Origin of the sequence: Bradyrhizobium sp. AZCC 2230, assembly GCF_036924495.1 — a bacterium.
Classification (GTDB): Bacteria; Pseudomonadota; Alphaproteobacteria; order Rhizobiales; family Xanthobacteraceae; genus Bradyrhizobium; species Bradyrhizobium rifense.
This window is the reverse complement of sequence record NZ_JAZHRS010000001.1, coordinates 8925493-8944334: the sequence shown is the minus strand read 5'-3', so window position 1 is coordinate 8944334 and position 18842 is coordinate 8925493. Positions and strand designations below refer to the sequence as shown.

Annotated in this window: 14 protein-coding genes and 3 pseudogenes; 6 read left to right on the top strand and 11 right to left on the bottom strand. The window is 59.1% G+C overall.

The genetic code is table 11. The annotated features are described in order from the left end of the window. Positions 1 to 13: 13 nt before the first annotated feature. The 5 genes and pseudogenes from V1280_RS42570 to V1280_RS42550 all read right to left on the bottom strand — a co-directional run bounded on the left by V1280_RS42570 (position 14) and on the right by V1280_RS42550 (position 7906). Positions 14 to 3522, bottom strand: a pseudogene (locus tag V1280_RS42570) (molybdopterin cofactor-binding domain-containing protein). 2 nt (positions 3523 to 3524) lie between these two features. Beyond that, entirely contained in the window at positions 3525 to 4028 is a 504-nt protein-coding gene (locus V1280_RS42565; RefSeq protein WP_442895270.1) for a (2Fe-2S)-binding protein, read from the bottom strand. A gap of 43 nt (positions 4029 to 4071) precedes the next feature. Next, entirely contained in the window at positions 4072 to 4845 is a 774-nt protein-coding gene (locus V1280_RS42560) for a ferredoxin--NADP reductase (RefSeq protein WP_334536851.1), read from the bottom strand. A 214-nt stretch (positions 4846 to 5059) separates the two neighbouring features. Next, positions 5060 to 6484 (bottom strand): 6-hydroxynicotinate reductase, encoded by a 1425-nt coding sequence (locus V1280_RS42555; RefSeq protein WP_334536849.1) that lies wholly within the window; start codon positions 6482 to 6484, stop codon positions 5060 to 5062. 75 nt (positions 6485 to 6559) lie between these two features. Next, positions 6560 to 7906, bottom strand: a complete 1347-nt coding sequence (locus V1280_RS42550; RefSeq protein ID WP_334536847.1) for an MFS transporter — start codon at positions 7904 to 7906, stop codon at positions 6560 to 6562. A 292-nt stretch (positions 7907 to 8198) separates the two neighbouring features. Here V1280_RS42550 and V1280_RS42545 point away from each other — a divergent pair, with 292 nt between their 5' ends. The 6 genes and pseudogenes from V1280_RS42545 to V1280_RS42520 all read left to right on the top strand — a co-directional run bounded on the left by V1280_RS42545 (position 8199) and on the right by V1280_RS42520 (position 13515). Then, positions 8199 to 10199, top strand: coding sequence for a molybdopterin-containing oxidoreductase family protein (locus V1280_RS42545; protein ID WP_334536846.1), 2001 nt, complete (start codon positions 8199 to 8201; stop codon positions 10197 to 10199). Positions 10200 to 10440: 241 nt separating this feature from the next. After that, a complete protein-coding gene (locus V1280_RS42540; protein WP_334536844.1) occupies positions 10441 to 10944 on the top strand; it encodes a hypothetical protein in 504 nt (167 codons plus the stop codon). Positions 10945 to 10949: 5 nt separating this feature from the next. Next, positions 10950 to 11657, top strand: coding sequence for a molybdopterin molybdotransferase MoeA (locus V1280_RS42535; RefSeq protein ID WP_334536842.1), 708 nt, complete (start codon positions 10950 to 10952; stop codon positions 11655 to 11657). A 76-nt stretch (positions 11658 to 11733) separates the two neighbouring features. Further along, positions 11734 to 11817 (top strand): annotated as a pseudogene (locus V1280_RS42530) (ferredoxin FdxA); the annotation flags it as partial. Positions 11818 to 12016: 199 nt separating this feature from the next. Then, the gene (locus tag V1280_RS42525) at positions 12017 to 12352 is read left to right on the top strand and encodes a M20/M25/M40 family metallo-hydrolase (protein WP_334536840.1); all 336 of its coding nucleotides are present in this window, start codon (positions 12017 to 12019) and stop codon (positions 12350 to 12352) included. A gap of 131 nt (positions 12353 to 12483) precedes the next feature. Next, entirely contained in the window at positions 12484 to 13515 is a 1032-nt protein-coding gene (locus V1280_RS42520) for a LysR family transcriptional regulator (RefSeq protein WP_334538573.1), read from the top strand. Positions 13516 to 13566: 51 nt separating this feature from the next. On the opposite strand, the gene V1280_RS42515 is transcribed toward V1280_RS42520, so the two are convergent. The 6 genes and pseudogenes from V1280_RS42515 to V1280_RS42490 form a co-directional block, all read right to left on the bottom strand. Next, positions 13567 to 14241 carry a DUF1028 domain-containing protein gene (locus V1280_RS42515; RefSeq protein ID WP_334536839.1) on the bottom strand — a complete coding sequence of 225 codons (675 nt, stop codon included), beginning with the start codon at positions 14239 to 14241 and terminating at the stop codon, positions 13567 to 13569. A 4-nt stretch (positions 14242 to 14245) separates the two neighbouring features. Next, positions 14246 to 14662 (bottom strand): RidA family protein, encoded by a 417-nt coding sequence (locus V1280_RS42510; protein ID WP_334538572.1) that lies wholly within the window; start codon positions 14660 to 14662, stop codon positions 14246 to 14248. A 59-nt stretch (positions 14663 to 14721) separates the two neighbouring features. Next, complete coding sequence (locus V1280_RS42505; protein ID WP_334536838.1) at positions 14722 to 16008, bottom strand: flavin-containing monooxygenase; 1287 nt, start codon at positions 16006 to 16008, stop codon at positions 14722 to 14724. A 250-nt stretch (positions 16009 to 16258) separates the two neighbouring features. Then, a pseudogene (locus tag V1280_RS42500) lies at positions 16259 to 16453 on the bottom strand (ATPase, T2SS/T4P/T4SS family); the annotation flags it as partial. A gap of 100 nt (positions 16454 to 16553) precedes the next feature. Beyond that, positions 16554 to 17603 carry a Gfo/Idh/MocA family protein gene (locus V1280_RS42495; RefSeq protein ID WP_334536836.1) on the bottom strand — a complete coding sequence of 350 codons (1050 nt, stop codon included), beginning with the start codon at positions 17601 to 17603 and terminating at the stop codon, positions 16554 to 16556. 90 nt (positions 17604 to 17693) lie between these two features. Continuing rightward, entirely contained in the window at positions 17694 to 18806 is a 1113-nt protein-coding gene (locus tag V1280_RS42490) for an extracellular solute-binding protein (RefSeq protein WP_334536834.1), read from the bottom strand. Positions 18807 to 18842 lie beyond the last annotated feature (36 nt).

Below are 18842 nucleotides of genomic sequence, written 5' to 3'. Positions count from 1 at the left end.
CGCTGCAAGCGGCTTACCGGCTCATTCGGATCCGCCGAATGGTTTCGGGGACACCGATCCAGGCTTGTTTCTCGGGCGCAAATTTTTGCCGCAGATAGGAAACGAGTTCGACAACCTGCTCGTCGTCCAGACTGTTCTTGAAGGCGGGCATGTAGCCGAGGTCGCTTGAGACGGGCGAGCTAATCCCGTGAAGGATCACCTGGATCAGATTGTCAGACCTCTGGCTGTGGAGATTGCTGTTGAGGGCGAGCGATGGCCTCGTACCGAACAGCCCCGGCACGCTTGCCTGATGGCAGACTGCACAGGCGCCTTCATGGATTTTCTCGCCGATCGACGACGCCGTGATGAATCTGGCGCCTGCCGCCGTTTCGATCTGCTTGGCCAATGTTTCCTGCCCCACCGGATCATGTCTGTCGGCATTGAAAGAGGCGATATAGCTGGCCATTGCCTTGATGTCGCTGTCGGGGAGGACCGCGAGCTCCTTGACGACGGGCGCCATGGGTCCGGCGGCTACGCCGTGAAAGCGGGACGTACCGGTCCGCAGATGGGCGAACAGCTCTTCCTCGGTCCAGGGAATTGGCGCGTGAGATAGGGAGTTCAGCGCCGGAGCCTCCCAACCCTTGACCATCGCCCCACCGAGATGAGCCGGCGCCCCTCCCCTCTCCGCGCCAAAGAGATTGCGTGGAGTATGACACGCGCCGCAGTGGCCAAGCCCTTCCACAAGATAAGCACCGCGATTCCAAGCCTCAGATTTCGACGGATCCGCCTGAAACACGGCGGCGCTGTGAAATGCGGCGTTCCAAACTGAAACCAGAGGACGCGCGCCAAATGGAAACGCCAATTCCGAATTTCGATTTTCCGCATGGACCGGGGACTGGGACATGAGATACGCATAGAGCGCCTGCAAGTCGGCATCAGACGTCTTCGCGAAATGATTGTATGGAAACGCCGGGTAAAGATGCCGTCCGTCGCGGTGGATGCCCTCGCGCATGGACCGCTCGAAGGCGGGATACGACCAATCTCCGATTCCGGTATCAATATCGGGCGTGATGTTTGTGCTGTAGATCGTCCCGAACGGCGTCTCTATGGCGAGTCCCCCAGCGTTCGCGATACCGTTTTCCGTCGTGTGGCATACCGCGCAATTGCCTAGCGCGGCAAGCTGCTTTCCGCGATTGATCGTCGACTTTGAATAAACGGTCGCATCGGGTCTTGGGATCGGCGCTATCGCCGACTTCCAAGGCATTGCCATCGTAGCGAAGCCGGCCACCGCGACCCACGCGCTTATCAACCCGGCAAAAAGGCCGGTGCGCTTCTTGGCTCGCGACAGTGCCCCGGACGTCGCGCCGTTCAGGCCGACCCTGATACGGTCTGGCGTGAAGGGCAACTCCCTGAAACGCACGCCGGTTGCGTCGAAGATCGCATTTGCAATCGCCGCAGCGCTCGGGATCGAAGACGCCTCTCCGATTCCGAGTGGCGGCTGGTCCTGGCGCGGCATCAGCAAAACATCGATTCTGGGGACGTCCGGAAACTTGATGATCGGATAGGCGCCCCACTCTCGACTCACGACACCCGCGCGATTGAACGCCACCTCTTCCATCAGCGCCCGGCTCGTCGACTGTATGACGTTGCCTTGTATCTGGTGCCGCGCACCATCAGGATTGATCACCAGGCCGGCGTCCTGGCCCATGACCACACGCGTCACGTTGACGTCGCCGGTGGTCTTGTTCACCGTCACGTCGGCGATCCATGCCGACCAGGCCGCCGCAATACCTGGAAACTTGCCGTGGAGGTGAAGGGCGTATGCGAATCCCCGGCCCGAGACGACGTCGCCTTCCGCGAGCTGATGCGGATTCGGAGCCCGCGGCATCCATTCGGCCCGCGCGGCGACCTCCTTGATGAGATCTATTCCTCGCTGATCCTTCAAATAGCGCAGACGATATTCGATCGGGTCGACGCCGACTTCCGCGGCAAGCTCGTCGATATAGGATTCATGCGCGAACGTGTTCGGGAGTGCCGAGACGGCCCGGAGCCATGATGCACGCACGATCGGTGGCATGTCGTGCACGACCACGCGCATCGAGTCGAATTCGTATGGGGGGATGGCGGTGCGGTCTCCCATCCCGATCACATCGGGAACGGAAGATATGGTGTTGGTGAGCAGAAGCGCGAGCGTCGGCGAATTGTTCGAGGGATACCGCGTCGTGAAATCGTATGCCGCGACGCTGCCGTCAGCGTTAAGGCCACCGTCCACCTCGAGGAGCTGCCCGGTGCCCTTCGGCTCCCAGACATGCTCCTGTTCGCGGCTCAGTTGGACGCGCACGGGACGGACGATTGCCCGCGATAGCAGTGCCGCATCGGCCGAGACGTCGTCTGCACAGTTGCGTCCGTAGCAGCCCGCGGCCTCCATGCGCACGATGCGATCTGCGCTTCGTCCATCTGCATAAGCAACGCAAGATCGGCGCGGAGTATGTGAGGATTCTGGGTACCGGACCAAACGCGGAGGAAGCCATCCCGGTAGTCCGCCACCGAACACGAAGGTCCGATCGATGCGTGCATCTGGTAAGGCCAGATATATTTGGCCTTGATCCGCTTATCGGCTTTCGAGATAGCCTCCCCCACGTCACCCTTGTCGATCAGCGTCCTGGGCGTTGACGGGTTGGCGCGCAACGCGGTTTCGATGTCCTTCAGGTCTGGAACCGGCGGCACCGGCTTCCACGCGACTTCGAGAAGCTCGCCCGCCTTGATGGCATTTTCCTCGCGTTCTGCGATGACGCCGACGAAATCCCCGATTGTCACGACGCCGATCATCCCGGGAAGGTCCGCGACCGATGCTTGGTTGACGTAAATCAGGCTGTTTCCGACGAAATCTCCTGCATCGACGCCGGCATAAGGCGGACGCACGACGCGCCCATGGACCATGCCGGAGACACGCACGTCGTGGACGTAGGTGAGTTCGCCGGTAGCCTTTGCGACAAGGTCGACACGCGGAGCCTGTTTGCCCACGACTCTGTACGATTCAAAGGATTTCACCGCGACGTTGTCGGTAAGCTCTATCGCGAATGTTTGCCCCGCGATCAACTCGCCATAACTCGCGCTGCGGTTTCCGCTGCAACGGACGAGTCCGTCCTCGACGGATAGTTCGTCCGGATGCACATCGAAGCGCTCCGCGGCACGAGCAACCAGGAATTGGCGGGCCTGGGCAGCCGCTTTTCTGATCGGCACTGCAGCGAGCTGAATGGTCTCGCTTGCGATCGTCGGGCCTTGATCGGGCGTTCGTGCGGTATCGCCGAGGGACATGACGACGCGTTCGAATGCCACATCGAGCTCTTCGGCAACGATTTGCGCGAGAGCGGTACGAATGCCCGTTCCAAGATCCACGTGACCGCTGAAGGCAGTTATCGACCCGTCCGACGTTAGAACGAGAAAGTTCTCGGTCGCACCTCTAGACGATCGCCGCACGACGGATAAGGTTCCATCGGGACCGGTACCGGCGGTTATCGCCGGGATTTCAATGTTCGGCATGACTACTCCGAACTTGCCGTTTCGGAGGCTGCCCTCATCACCGCCCGCAGAATTTCGACATGGGCGCCGCATCGGCAAAGATTGTATTTCAGCGCCTCGGCAGCTTCTTGTTCGGACGGGCGGGCGTTTCGCGCCAACAAGGCTTTTGTCGTCATGATCATCCCGTTGAGGCAATAGCCGCATTGCGCCGCTTCTTCCGCAATGAAAGCGCTTTGGATCGGATCTAGATCATACCGCGAGCCTAAACCCTCAAGTGTGAGGATGCTTCGGTCGACGCAGCCGCCGACGGGAATGACACACGATCGCGCAGGCAGTCCGTCCAGGATGACTGTGCATGCACCGCATTCTCCGAGGCCGCATCCGAATTTGGGGCCGTTCAGCTTCAGATCGTTGCGCAGCACATACAGCAACGGCGTAGTACGGGCAGCTACGATCTCGCACGTGCTTCCGTTAACCTGCAGGAACATGGTCTGATTAGATTTCGTTTCCGACGGCTTGTTCGGCATCGTGGAGTGGCCGGTCTTCAGGCCGGACGAACTCGTCATGAGATCATCGCTCCGCGAAAGCCTTCTCGACGACAAAATCCGCGGCTTGCCCGTGATTGCCTTCCTCGAATCCTTTTTCGATGAGGATGGATTTCGTGTCGGCGAGCAGGGCCGGGCTACCGCAGATCATCACCCTGTCCTTTGCCGCGTCCAGATTCGGCAGCGAAATGTCGGAGAAGAGCTTGCCTGAAGTAATGAGACTGGTGATGCGTCCACGGTTGCGGAAGGGATCGCGCGTCACAGTCGGATAGTAGATCAGTTGCTCTCTAATCAACTCGCCGATCAATTCATCCTGCGGCAGCTTCTCCGTGATCATCTCGCCATATGCGAGTTCCACAACACGGCGGCATCCGTGGAGCAGAACGATCTTCTCGAAGCGGCCGTAGGTTGCCGGATCCTTGATCACACTCAGGAACGGCGCGAGGCCCGTACCCGTTCCGATCAGATAAAGATTTCGGCCGTTTGTCAGGTTGTCGATGACGAGTGTCCCCGTCGATTTGCGCCCGACGATGATCTGGTCGCCCTCCTTCAGATGCTGAAGCCGCGACGTGAGGGGCCCGTCCGGCACCTTGATGGAGAAGAACTCGAGGTTGGGCTCGTAATTCGCGCTCGCGACGCTATAGGCGCGCATCAGCGGCCTGTCGCCGGTTTCAAGTCCTATCATCACGAACTCGCCGTTGCGGAAGCGGAACGACGGATCGCGGGTGGTCGTGAAGCTGAACAGGTTGTCCGTCCAGTGATGGACGTTCAGGACACTTTCCTGGTTGAAATTTGCCATCGTTCCTTCTCTTTCCATTGGCGGGCCCGACCGAAACTGTGTTGACGGTCGCGGCCGCATTTGCTGCGATTTGCGTTTGGGGCCAGGAGACGTCTGTGTCCGACGAGGGGGCCTATTCCGTGATCAGATCGATCGGATCATCATGCTGATCTTTGATCGATGCCTATCTGGAGAGTTGACCGCGACAGTTTTCGCGCGTTGAGCTTTGCCCGAATCATTGCCATGTCTTCATCGCCTTCAGCGAAGACAGCGGCTGGATGTGATCGACATGCCCTCCTAGCCTTGCATAGTCATCACGCCGCATCGTGAATTCGATAGGTGCAACGACCGCCGGCGTCGGCACGTAGCCGAATGCGTTCTTGGGAAGTTGAGAAACATCGACCATGAACGTGATGCCGCCGCCGGGCCAGACAAATACAGGCGCACCACCGCAAGTGACTGACGTAATCGCTTCCTTCACTGAGTTCGTCAGTTGCACGGGATTTTCGGTGACGCCGGACCGCAGCGAGCCTCCGGCCCCGCCCATGAATAACACCGTGCACATTCCCGGCTCGCAGTTTTCGCTGATGCGTTCGATCGACGGTGTTAGATGGACCGGCAACGCCTTCTCGATGGGACGCAGGCCCTGGTCGAGTTCATAGTAGGCCCATTGCTCGCCCGTTGTGCTTACCATGAGCAATCGCAGACCCGGCCAGGCCTGCTTCGTATCGAAAGGGCCGAGAATCGTAAGCGGGTCGGCGATATCGGTGCCGCCCCACCCGCTTCCCGGCTCGGCGACCTGAAAATAGCGGCCCGGGGTCGAGCGACGGCCCTTCAGTTTAATTCCCGTTCCCGGAATGCCGAGCATCTTGCCGGCCTGATGTTCGGACAACACGCCGGTAATGTGGTCGTCGACAGCCACCACTTCGTCAATTTGGCCTAACCACTGCTTGGCGAACATTCCGATCGTTGCCGAGCCGCAGCCGGCGCGCATGCGCAGTTCGTCGACGCCGTTCACGATGGGCGCGTGTCCGGATTGCACGATAACGGAAGCACCGCCGTCCACCGTTAGTTCAAGCGGATTGCCGTTGCAGAGTGACACCAGGGCATCGCAGGTCGCGCGTCCCTCCTTTTTCGATCCTCCGGTGAGGTGGTGCACGCCGCCCAGCGAAAACATCTGCGAGCCGTATTCGCTCGTCGTGACGTGCCCGACCGCCTCGCCTTGCGAGCGAACCGTTGCCGCTTCCGCGCCGAGGTGACGGTCCGTGTCGATCTTGATCTTGACGCCGCAGTAACTGAATATTCCCTCGGTGACGACGGTCACCATGTCGACGCCGTCGATTGCGGAGGATACGATCAGCGGTGCCGGCTTGTAGTCGGGATACGTCGTGCCCGCACCAATGGCGGTCACGAAAGTTCTGCGCTCATGAAGCGGCGAGCCGTCCCAATCTTTGCCGCTTCGGAACGGGACGAGATGTCCGCCTTGTGCAACCGTCCTTTCGAGGATTACGTGCGGGTCGACGCGGACGAGCTCCCCTTCGACATTCGCATAGCGGTCGCACGCGCCCGCTGCGCCTGGTTTGATGTAGCACATCACCGGACAGGCATCGCATCTGATCTTGTCGCTGGCGGCGTCCGATTGGGTCGCTGGGGGATTCATGACGGTATCGTCCTGTGGAAAGTTATCGGGCCGAAGAAGGGCGCAGCGCGGTCAAACGTCGCGCCCTTTCGTCGGTTACTGCGCCACTGCCGCGTGGGTGGGCGCCGCGATCATGACCGCGACGCCGTCCGTTTTCGTCTTTGTCGCGAAGCCGGCCATCGCGAGAAGCAGCACGCCAAGGAACGAGACTCCCGCGAGGATGCTGTAGAAGATCGCCAGCGGGAACCACTGGCCCGGATAACTGGCCGACAGAGCCACGCCGATCATTGGTGTGAAGCCGCCAAAGATGGCGCCTCCGAGCTGATACGATGCCGAGATCGAGCTGTACCGAACCTCCACCGGGAACACCTTGCTCGCGTAACCAGCGATGACCGCATAGAAGCCGGAGGCGCACAGTGTCGCGATCGAAACCCCGGCGACGATGCCGGTTGTCGTCTTTAATTGAACCAGCAGGAACATCGGATAGGGCGCAAGCATTGCGAGCGCCGAAGCCACGAGCAAAAATCTGCTGTCACCGATCCGCTCCGCGATTTTAGCGGCCGCGAGCTGCCCAAGGAATTGCACGACCGCCACCATGGCGAGGCAGTCGAGAATTACCGCACGATCGAGGCCCAGGGTGCGGGTGGTGTAGGCGATCAGGAATGTGTTCGTGAAGTAGAACCCGGCGGTGCCGATGGTGAAGGCCAGCATCGTGAACAGGATCGGCCACGTAGCTTGCCGGAAGGCTTCGGCGATCGGGAAGCGCGCCAGCTTCTTGCTTTCGCTCGCCGCGGTGAATTCGGGCGACTCATTGACCCCCAGACGAATCGCCATTCCGACAACGAGGAGAACAAGGCTCAACAGGAACGGAATTCTCCATCCCCAGACCGCGAAACTGTCGCCCGACGCGCGTGAAACGATCGCGAAGATGCCCATCGAGAGCAACACCGCGGCGGGGCTGCCAAGTTGCGCGAACGAGGCATACCAGGTCCGACGACCCTCGGGCGCATGTTCGCCGGCCATCAGAACCGCCCCGCCCCACTCTCCACCTACCGAGATGCCCTGGCAGATCCGAAGAACAATGAGCATCACGGGTGCCCATATTCCGACCTGAGCGTAGGTGGGCAGGACGCCGATAGCCGACGTCGACAATCCCATCAGCAGCAGCGTCGCAATGAGCGCTTTTTTTCTGCCGAACCGGTCACCCAGATGACCGAAGAAGAAACCTCCAAGCGGCCTCGCAAAGAAACCGACGCCGAAAGTGGCAAGGGAGATCAGCAGCGACACGTTGGGGTCGCTGTTGGGGAAGAAGAGCTGCGGAAAGACCAGTGCGGAAGCCGTGCTGTAAATGAAGAAATCGTACCATTCGATTGTGGTGCCCGCGAAGGCGGCGGTGGCGGCGCGCGCGGGTTGACGCACCGAGGTCGAGACAGCACTGCCCATGGAAATACTCCTATTTTTGACCAATGAGCGACTTCGCAAGGTTCGTGCCACCTGCCAAACCGCCGATCCGTGACGCTATATCCAGAATTATGTAGTTGAAACAACGCTCTGCGTTGTTTCCTTTGGCCGGCTATCGCCGGCACAGCTAACTTATGGGCTAAAATTTAAGCATACAAGTCTATAATTTATACATCCAATACTGATAATCTTGGATACTATAATTTTTGTTCAGGGTTCGTTTGTCGACAAATGGTTGCCAAACTGGCACTGAAGCTCGAGTGGGAGGCCGGCAATGACCAAAAAGATCTACACATCGTGCACACTGGATTGTCCCGACGGGTGCGGAATCATTGCCCATGTCGACAATGGCCGCGTGGTGAAGCTTGAGGGACATCCGGATCACGAATTTACGAAGGGTTACCTCTGCGCCAAGACCTATAGATTTCCGAAACGGCTCTATAGTCCTGAGCGGCAGCTTCATCCGCTCAAGCGCGCAAACGGATCCATCGACTCGCCGTGGGTACGCATCGGGTGGGATGAAGCGCTGGACCTGGTGGCCGACAGAATCCGCCGCTTCAAGGCGGAAACGGGCTCGCTTTCGATCATGCACTATCAGCGGACCGGATCGTGGGGAGTGACGAAGAAACTCAACCACCGCTTCTGGAATCTATTGGGCGGTGTAACAACGCCAAGCGGCTCACTGTGCAGCGGAGCCGCGCGCGCCGGACAGAAGCTCGACTTTGGCATTCGCTTAGGTCACGATCCTTCAGACATCGTCAACAGCAAGCTTGTCCTTCTCTGGGGACGCAATCCTCTAGCCACGAACCTGCACTTGGTGCCACTACTGAAAACGGTCAGTGAGCAAGGCGGCAGGGTGATCCTTGTCGATCCCGTTAAAAGCGAATCAGCGACGATTTGCGATCGGCACGTCCAGCCGCGCGTCGCAACGGACGCCTCATTTGCGCTTGCTCTGGCCAAAATCGTCCTGGAAGAGGGCCTGGAGGATAAGGACTTCATTGAACGTCACACCGACGGGTTCGCAAAATTCCGAACTCTCGTCGATTCCCATTCGCTCCAATCGCTCAGCGACCGTTGCGGATTGTCGATCGAGGACCTGCGGGAGTTGGCGCGCGAATACGCAACAACGAAGCCGGCGTCCATCCAGCTCGGATGGGGATTGAACAAGTACAAGAGCAGCGCGGAGATCTTCCGCTGCGTCGATGCCCTCGCCGCGCTCTGCGGTCAGATCGGCATTCCCGGCGGCGGCGTGACCCACGGTTATGACACCCAACGTCTTTTCGACAAGACGATAGAAGCATCCGACAGGGCGGAATTTCATCGGGCGATTCCAGAGCCTCTCCTGGGCCGCGGATTGCTGGAAGCCTCCGATCCTCCCGTCCGCATGATGTTCGTGAACGGCGGAAATCCGGTAAACCAATCGCCTAACTCAAATTTGGTCGCCAAGGCGCTTACGCAATTGGATTTCGTTGTCGTCGTCGACAGTTTTCTAACCGATACGACGGACTACGCACATATCTTCCTTCCGACGACGACGTTTCTGGAGGAAGAAGACGCACTCGTCTCGTGGGGCCACAACATTCTCGGCGGCGTAAACCCCGCCATTGATCCCGTCGGAGAATCCAGGTCGGATCTCTGTATTGTGCAGCAGCTCGCCGATCGGTTGGGTATCGGGGAAGAGATGGCCGGCACGCCGCGCGAGTGGTTGAGGCGCGTCATGAGCCCGATGGAGGCAAAGGGTGTGACGGTCGATGCACTTCTGGACGGCCCCATTCGCTGCCCGGTGGCGCCTCTTATACCGTTTGCAGACAAGAAGTTTCCCACGAGGTCGGGGCACTTCGAATTCATCTCCGAGATCGAAGTCGAGCAACGGAGGGATCCGGCGTTTCCCCTCACGCTGGTTACCAATTTTAGCAAGAAATGGTTGCTGTCACAGATGACGGAAGCCGAACATCCCAAGCTTGCCACTGTCCGCGTCGGCGCCGACTGGGCCGCAAACCATGGGATTGAGAACGGCCGGCAGATGCGGCTACGCTCCGCTGTCGGAGAACTCGTGGTCGAGGTACAGGTCGATCCGCGCGTCGGCAAGGAGATGGTGATCATGGCCGTCGGGACATGGATGAAACGCGGCGGCGGCGTAAACATTCTGACGGAAGACATCATGACGAATTTCGGAGAGATGGCCGCGTACGGAGAAACACGCGTTCTTCTTGAGCCGCTGGAACCGGCGCTGGCCGCCGCTACTCGCGGCGTTGATTTGCAAATGACCGCATGATGAATTCCCCAGCTTCAGGATGCAGGCGATTGTCGGGCAGCACGCGCGAATCCTAAAAGCAATTCGAGGCACGGCAATCCGCCAGAACCCGAAGAGCCGGCAACTAGGAAGTCCGTAGTGATGGGTTCGAATGCGTTCTCCGACATACGACCAGACTGCCGTCCTGCGTCGAGATCACGGACGGTGCTGAACTGGGGAACGGGACCTGGATCGCCTGCCTTGAGCGGGGATTGAGCGGCGCATGTCAGACCGCAGATTTCTCTCTGTGTCTGAAGCGGCAGAGATAGTGCTCGGTCGCGTTCGACCTTCGTCGGGAGCCGAACTCGTTCCGCTCTCGAAAGCGAACGGTCGCGTCCTTGCGACCGACATGTTTGCCAGGATCGCGAATCCGCCCGTCGACGGTTACGGAATTGGCAAGGACGATATTCATCGTCCGGCTCCGTACGCCTTGCGCATGATCGGCAAGATCAGTGCGGGTGATGACCCTTCCACGATGAAAATCAGCGGCGGCACGACGATCCGCCTGGCGACGGGCGCGGCAGTCCCGTCGAGTGTTGCGGGTATCGTCATGGAGGAACACGGTTCATCCGATGGCGGCACAACCACGATCCTTCGAGGCGCGTCTCCTTCGGAAAACATCCGGCGACGCGGCGAAGATGTAGCATCCGGCGGCATCATCGCGCAGCGTGGTACGACGTTGGATGCTCGTCACATAGCGATGCTGGCTGCCGTCGGTGTCGAGTGACGGTCGTGAACAAGACAAGGATATCGATCCTTTCGACGGGAAGCGAACTTAGGGAAGTTTTCCAGGAAACCTCGCCCGGGACGATCTTTGATTCCAACCGGCCTATGCTGATGGCTTTGCTCGCGAGACATAAGGTCAAATTGCACGATGCGGGCCTTTGCTCGGACGATCCCGAGCGTCTCGCAATGGTACTGCGGGCCGAAGCGGAACGGTCCGACCTGATCATCACTTCCGGCGCCGCCGCAGGGAGCGAAACGGATCATCTTGCCAAAGCGGTACGGCTCGCTGGCCGAACGACCGAGCATCATCGCATAGCCCTGAAACCGGGAAAACCGTTGCTGGCAGGTGCCATCGGAAACACTCACTACCTCGGGCTCCCGGGAAATCCGGTTGCCGCAATGGTCACCGCGTTGCTCTTCGGCCGCCCGCTGATTAACGCGCTTTCGGGATCTTCCATCGCTCCGCTTGAGGGCGAATGGTCGGTCGCCGCGGAGCGAATACGTCACCGAATCGGAAGAAGGGAGTTCGCGCCAGGCCGCGTCGTCGGACTGGACGCAGAAGGTCGGAGGCAAATCGTCAAATCAGGCCGCGGCGGATCCGCAAGTCTGCTGCCGCTCGTCCTGGCGGACGGCCTCATTGATCTGACCGCGCAGGGTGCGGACCTCGATACTGGTTCTCCCGTTCGTTTTCACCCGTTCGAGACACTGATGTAGGGCGCGCCTCTAACGAAGCACCGGGCGACCGTCGGCCGGTGCGACCATAAATCGTCGAAGCGAGAAGGATTGCGAAATGACTTACGTCGTCACAGAGAATTGCATCAAGTGCAAATATATGGATTGCGTTGAGGTCTGCCCCGTGGACTGCTTCTATGAAATCTGAGTCTCGGCGGCTATGTCCGGCGCGACAAGGGGATTGGCCCGCGCGACGTCGACTACGACGTGCCCTATACCACCTTGCATGCGGGCCGCATCGAAGGTGGCACCGCCCTCAACATCGTGCCGAACGGTGCACGCTCAAGTTCGAGATCAGGAACGTCGCCGAGGACGATCCGGAGGCGATCCTCTCTCGCTTGATGGACGAGGCCGCAGCGATCGTCGCCGCGAGGCACGGAGATTTTCCCGAAGCCTCGATCGGGATCCAGAGGCTCAATGACTATCCCGGGCTGGCGACGCCGGCGGACTCGGCGGTGGTTGATTTCCTGCGCGGCCTTCTCGACGAAGCTCCGCTGCGAAAGGTCGCGTTCGGCACGGAGGGCGGCCTCTTCGCCGACCGGCTCGGGATACCGACAGTGGTCTGCGGCCCTGGCTCGATGGAGCAGGGCCACAAGGCGGACGAGTTCATCGCCGTTGATCAACTCGCGGCTTGCGACCGGCTGATGGAGCGACTGCTCGACAGCATCGCCGCCTGAGGCGCGCCGGTCCGCGATCCCGACGTTTCTCGGGCGTTCAGGGACTATTCGAAGGCGCCCGGGAAGGAAGGGGACCAGGTAGGCGTGCCGGCGTTTGGCTGGCGCCGCTACTAGTGCTTTATTCTGCAACGATGCGGTTCTCCCTGCGCCAACTGGAATATTTCATCGCCGCCGCCGAAACGGGGAGCATCACCGTCGCGTCGGAAATGATCCATATCTCCCAACCCTCGATCTCGACGGCGATCTCGCATCTGGAGCGCGAGTTGAAGGCCCAGCTATTCATTCGCCAACACGCCCAGGGCCTGTCGTTGACCCCGGTTGGCCGAACGCTTCTGAGCGAGGCTAAGCGCGTCGTCGCTCAGGCCGAGAGCCTCTACACAATTGCGTCGGAAGCCATCAACACCGTGCGCGGTACGCTCTCCCTGGGCTGCATGGTGACTTTGGCTCCGATGCTGATTCCAGAGCTGTCCCATGGCTTCGTCTCCGCCTTTCCGGAAACTATCATCCGACATGTCGAAGACCATCAGGAGGATTTGCTCAAGGGGCTCCGGCGGTCGGAAATCGATCTGGCACTGACCTATGATCTCCAGATTCCCGACGACATCGAATTCTCGCCGCTTGTCAGCCTGCCACCCTACATAGTCGTCGCTGAGACACATCCTCTGGCCCGCCACAACGCCGTCGCGCTGGAAGAGCTCACCGGCCAGCCGCTAGTGCTGCTCGATCTGCCGTTGAGCCGGAAGTATTTTCTGGCCCTGTTCATGGCTGCCGGGATCACGCCGATGATCGCGACACGATCGGCACATCCCGATGTGGTGCGGGCGATGGTCGCCAACGGTATGGGCTATGCGTTGTTCAATGTCCGCCCGCGATCTGACCAATCGCTCGATGGCCGCAAACTGGTCTCCATCCGGCTTGCAGGACAGCATCGTCCGATGACGATCGGGATCGCGACGCTGCGCGCGCTGGCCAAGTCCAAGCTGATCCAAGCGTTCTCTGGCCATTGCCAGGCTCGCATATCGCGCTCCTACATACCGGGGATGGTCGCGCCGGCCATGACCACCTGCAGCAGGATCAACAGTGACCGGCGCGCCGGTCCATCCGGATGGAGCTCCCATGTCAGCTCGCGTTCGCTCGCCGGTATCGAGCCGGCAGCACGTTGAATACGCGCCACCTACATCCTGCGGCGATTCCCTGAGTGCGCGACCGGCCACTCACTCGTCTCCGGGAACGCCGTAGGAGGGTGCTACACGCGGATCGAGAGCGCGTTGGATATAGGCGTCGAGCTGCGGCTTGTAGACCTCCCAAGCCGTTGTGACGGCATCGATCGGGCAGCCATCCGTCCAGTCGCAGCGAAGATCCGCGACCGGCCAGTTGACGCTGTCGACGATCTTGAGCCCCGCTGAATGGATCGGGCCGGCCTCGCCGCCGGCAGCAAGGCCTGCGCGCATCGCGACGATCAGCCTGTCGCCCAGATGGCCCGAACTCGCTAGAAACGCGTCCACAATAGCTTGCGGAACGCCGTCATTGGCGAGAAGATTGCCGCCCGAGGCGACGTTCTCTGCCTGAGCGTCGGTCCAGATGCCGAGGGATTTCGGTCCGGAATGAATGGCGGTCATCCCGTTGCCATCAACCGCCAGCACCTGCCGGTACTCAATGAATTTGCCGCGCTTCCTGATTTCGGCGATCGCCTCACCGGCGCTTGCGCCGCGCTCCATCAGGTCGAGCGCCAACGGCCCAAGGGTGGGGTCCGTGACGTTCTGGGATGCGACGGCTCCGACGCGCGCGCGGGCGTAGGAACACCGCGCGGCAACCGCGGGCGAAGACGAGGAGATCGCGATACCGAACATGCCGGTTCGAGAGCACCGGGCCACCAGCGAGAAGGTCATTGGATCACTCCGGAATGACCGCGGTGCCGTCGATTTCGACCAGCCATTCCGGCCGGGCCAGCGCTTGCACCACCAGTCCGGTCGAGACCGGGTGCACGCCTTTGATGTACTCGCCTATCGTGCGATACACGGCTTCGCGGTGGCGTATATCCGTCAGGTAGACGACGACCTTGACCAGATGCTCCATCTTGCCGCCGGCTTCTTCGATGAGTTGCTTGATATTCTGCATGACCTTGTGGGTCTGTTCGACCGGATCATGACTGTCGATGTTGGCGGCGTCGTCGAGATTTTGCGGACATTGGCCGCGCAGCCAGACGATCTTGCCGCCCTGGGTCACCACGGCCTGGGCCAGATCGTTGTTGAGGTTCTGCTCCGGATGGGTCTCTTTGGTATTGAACTTGCGAATGCGGGTATGTGCCACTTCGGCCTCCATCGGATTAGGTTCGCAGGCGATCGGACTGTGGCCTGCGTTCGCGTCAGCTATGCAATCTCGACCTGGGACTGTGCCGCGACGTGATAATTGATATACTTGCGCTGAGTGGCGATCTGATCCGCCAAATACTTGGCATCGTGCCACACGCCCCAGATGAAGCTGGAGCCACGCCGCGACTGCCAGGGCAGGCCGAGAAAATATATGCCTGGCTCCGCCGAGACGCCGCGCTGATGCCTCGGCCTGTCATTCTCGTTGAAAATATCGATCTTCATCCAGTTGTAGTCTGCGACGAACCCCGTCGCCCAAATAATGGCGGTGATCTCAGCTTCTTTCAGATCGAGTGCGAGGATGGGATCGGTCACGCAATCTGAATCCGGCACGGTGGCCCGGGCCTCCGCCTCTTCCGGGAGATCGAGACCGTTGCGGGCGACATATGCGTCGGCTTCGTCCAGCAGAGAGCGATGATTCGCATCGCCACGTTCGAGATTCTCAACGAGGTCCGGCGCGAAGCTGATCACGCCATTGGCGTGGGCTTCCGTCCGCCCGACCAGGATCATTCCCTTCGCGGCAAGACGCCGAAAGTCGATCGTATGGCCGCCGCGTGCCCCGCTCACGGCGATCGTCACGTGTTCCCTGCCGGCTTCCTGGGCTGCGGCATCCCATTTGCCGAGAACGCCGAGCCACCAGCAGAAATCACGGCCGCGATAGGCTCGCGGCGGACGATCGTGCGGCCCGACCGAGAGGTAGACGCGCTTTCCGGATTCCAGCAGTTCTGCCGCGATCTGGGTACCTGAAGAGCCCGATCCCACTACCAGAACCGCCCCGTGGGGCAACTGGCCCGGATTGCGGTAACCGGTGGAGTGCATTTGCAGTATTCCGGCCTTCGGAGGAACCACCTCAGGAATGATGGGGCGCTGGAAGGGGCCGGTCGCGGCGACGACGCTGTTGGCCTCAATCACGCCTGCGGAGGTTTCGACGCAGAAACCGGGACGGCCGACATTTTTTTCGAGCTTCAGGACTTCGACACCGCAACGGATAGGCGCCGCGATCTTCTTGGAATACGCGACGAAATAGTCCGCCACCGTTTCCTTGGGCGCGAAATCGTTCGGACCGACATGCCGGTCGACATCGGAAAACTCGAGGCCCGGAAAACGATCGTGCCAAGCCGGGCCGTTCGCCACCAGCGAGTCCCACCGTTCTGAGCGCCAGCGTTCGGCGATCCGATGCCGCTCAAGGACAATATGAGGCACGCCCGACTGGCTCAGATGCTCACTCATGGCCAACCCCGCCTGGCCGGCACCGACGACGAGCGTGTCTATCTTTTCAACTGACATTGTTCGCCCTATGTCGGTTCTGAAGGAACTGTTGGGGCGACCCCGCCGCCCGTGCATTAGTATAACTGGTATAGTGGTGAAGCCAGTTGAGGGAAAATACGAAATCTTGCAGCGGTAGTTTGGCTGCGCCTAAGCGTCGCGGACGCTGCAGGCGAGGCCGAGCCGGCGGTTAACCCCTTTCTCATTGCAAACGCGGATTATGCTGGCCGGATTACGAGCTGTGCGCGCTATTGCTGGATCCTGTGCCTCAGGCTTTGAGGAGGCCGAGCGCCTCGGCGCCACGTAACTCACGGATCGAAATGCGATCGGGGCGAACGTGGAGTGAGGAACGTGCCAAATCCGGAAGAGTTGCCGCGCCTTCCTAGGTGCGCAGCACCACGCGACTGCGGGCCTCGCATTCCGACTCGCGCGTATCCTCAATCAACACAATACGGTCGGATATCCTTTAACCCGGTTGGTGACTGAAAGACTGATCCGAAATCGCCAAGGTGATCTCGATCACTGAAAGATGCGAGTTCTCTTCCTTTGTTGACGTTCAACGCCAATTACAAGCTTTCGAGCGTGACTTTATCGCCCGATGAAAGCAGAGCAGCTTCGTAGATTTGCGTCAGGTGAAGCGCAAATTCCAACGTCCCGATTGCGGCAACCTGCATGTTAATTACCGAGTCGAGGAAATGCTGGATTGAGAAGGATAAGCCCTGCGAAAACACAGCTTTATTCTCCAATGTATTCATTGAATCCTGACATTCCCAGACGATGGCACCAGACTCTCTGCCAGGCGGCGCGAAGGATGTACCTGTGCCGTACGCAAATGGAATCCCGCGTTGGAATACGACTTTACGAGAATTGTCGATCTCAATGCTTCGGTCGTTGGCGATGAACAGATAGCGCTCGAATGGTTGAAATTTTGGTATGCCATCAGCCAGAATAAAGGTGCTTAGTGCACCGTTAACGTGATGAAGAAGGCAAACGCCGCCAACATCCTCCGGGCCGCGGTGCACTGTAACTCCCTCGACCTCTCCTCCCATCGTGACAAGCATCGATAAGGGATGACAGCTGTCGGCAAGCCAACGCGTGAACCTTCCTTCTTCCAGCACTTTCTTACCATCTGCCGGAATGGACATCGGATAGACTGCAAGACCCGATCGTATGGGCCCTTTAATTTCCTCCGAAAGAAGTTCCACTGCTTTTCTGGTCGCAGGCATGAACGCTTTTTTCAGCCCAACCACACAGATACGGTCTGCTCGAGAAGCGATCATTTTCTTGACGTCTGCAACGCTGGCCCCTGCTGGCTTCTCCATCCAGACATGAAGTCCAGCTTCAAAAGCTTCTATGGCAAGCTTCGGGTGCATATTCGGCGATACACACAACAAGACCGCGTCCAACTCCTCTTTAGCATACATCTCCGTCGCGCTTGTGTACGCACGGACACCGTATTGCCGCGCAGTGACTTTCGCTACGTCTTCGGCGATATCCGCGACCGCCATCAACTCAACGGGCAGAAAGGTCAATGTTGGAAGAATGTTTCGGTAAGAATGAGAACCCAAACCAACGACTCCGATCCTTACCTTCGTCTTATAATCTCGCTGATACACTGACCTCTCCTACTGCCGAACGCTTGCGTGCGATCGCAAACTCTTGTGACATTGAAGCATCTAAAATGCTCTAAGAAGTACGACGCGACATCACGACGAAATAATATCGATGTATTGTGCTTCGACTTCATTCAGATACTTGCCGTACCATTCGGCATTAAGGTGTACCTGCCGAGCGTAATTCGCCGGCTGCCCTGGGTCGTCCTTCTTAAATTCGTCCGGGATAAGCGCTGATGTGGCCGGGTTACTTGGGCTGTTTCCAATTCTGCGAAGGAAGAACTCTTTTTGTCCTTCTGGCTGCAGAGCAAGCTTGATGAACTCCATCGCAACCTTCTTGCCGGCGGGGTTACCCTTCGGGACCATCCAGACAGCAGGCGCTACAACGGAGTTATCAAATGAGAAGGTGATCTTATCACCAAACTCCCTGCGCAGTGCGAGCGAACTAGTTTGCCAGATATTGCCCAACACTACTTCCTTGTTCCGGAACAGATCTTCAGATTGAGCGCTATTTTTCCAGAATATTGCGTGTTCTTTAATCTCGCGAATTTTGTTTAGCGCGCGCTTCACATCGATAGGATAGATTTTGTCTGCTGGTACGCCATCTGCCATTAGCGCCCCTTCGAGCTGTCCGATGCACGACGCACGAAGCACTCGCTTTCCCGGAAAGTCCTTTACGTTCCAAAAATCAACCCAGTTTTTTGGCTGGTTTGGGCCGAAGCGAGACGTGTCGACAGTCATGCTGTACGAAAATATGTAATTGGCGATGGCGTATTTATAAGCCATGTCCGGCCGCACTAAATTGCGATCAATGATTTCGTAGTCGATAGCCTCAAGATAACCTGCTTCACCCAGAGCGAATGCGGCGCCAATGCTTGCGTCGCAAACATCCCAAACAGTCTTGCCTGCATCAACCATTGCTCGCACTTTACCGCTGGTCGGACCGCTTCCGTCCATCGCAAACTTTAGGCCCGATCCATTCTCGAAAGGCTCTCCCCAAGCCTTGAGCATGGCCGCTGCGCCAGCACCGCCCCAACCTCCCAAAACAAATTGACCCTCGGCGGCCTGCGTACGAGTTTGAATAAACGGAAGAGCGATTGCTCCTCCAACAAACGATAGAACCTGACGGCGGTCCACGAGCGCGTCCTGATCAAGCGTCGGGTTATCAAGCGTTTCGCCTTTCTTTTCGACAGAGTCTCGGTGCATGTTAGATTCCTTCTTCAAACCCGAACGGCGCGAGCA